The organism is Taklimakanibacter deserti (genome assembly GCA_003574785.1).
The window spans coordinates 1-538 of sequence record QORU01000085.1 but is presented as its reverse complement, the minus strand read 5'-3'; the positions used below and the strand labels follow the sequence as shown (position 1 = coordinate 538).

General features: G+C 66.0%; 2 protein-coding genes. Both read right to left on the bottom strand.

Annotation, left to right across the window (positions count from 1 at the left end; translation table 11 throughout):
- Positions 1–272, bottom strand: a 272-nt coding sequence (locus tag DS839_RS36075) for a site-specific integrase (RefSeq protein ID WP_162919033.1), incomplete at its 3' end; no start/stop codon positions are given.
- On the bottom strand, positions 272–538 hold a 267-nt coding region (locus DS839_RS36070; RefSeq protein WP_368912145.1), incomplete at its 5' end, for a hypothetical protein. The genes DS839_RS36070 and DS839_RS36075, both read right to left, overlap by 1 nt.

Here is a 538-nt window from a genome sequence, read left to right as displayed (position 1 = left end):
CAGTGCTTCGGCGGATTCGCGAGGTGCGCGGAGTACAGGTGGACGTGCTCCACCTTCAACTCGGCCAGCGCCAGACGCTGTTCACCCAGCCACAGCAAGAGGCGCAGCGCCTCGCGGCGGTAAGAATCGAAGGTATTGGCTGACCGTCCGCCCTTCGCCCGCAGCCAGAGCGCAGCGGCCTCCGCATCGGACTGCGCGTCGATAGCAGCGCCCTGAACGGCGCGGCCAAGCGTCACCCAGCCCTGCGGGAGTTCGATCAACTGCTCGCTCATCACTGCTCGTCCTCGCGCTCGAACACGCTCACGCCCCTAGAGCGCAAGCGAGCAATGCGCTGACGGCTTGCGGCAGCATCCTGACGGCGGCAGGCGTCAATGAACGCCTCGGGTGCCTCGAACACGGGCGCGGCCATGTCCAGTTGGGTGCGGTCGTAGCATCGAATCCGCTCTGCGATCCGCATCAACTGGTTCGGCCTGTTCAGCTTCTCCAGCAGGATCAGCGCCCCGGCGCAATGCTGGGTCTTCCGGTTGGTGGAGCCTTC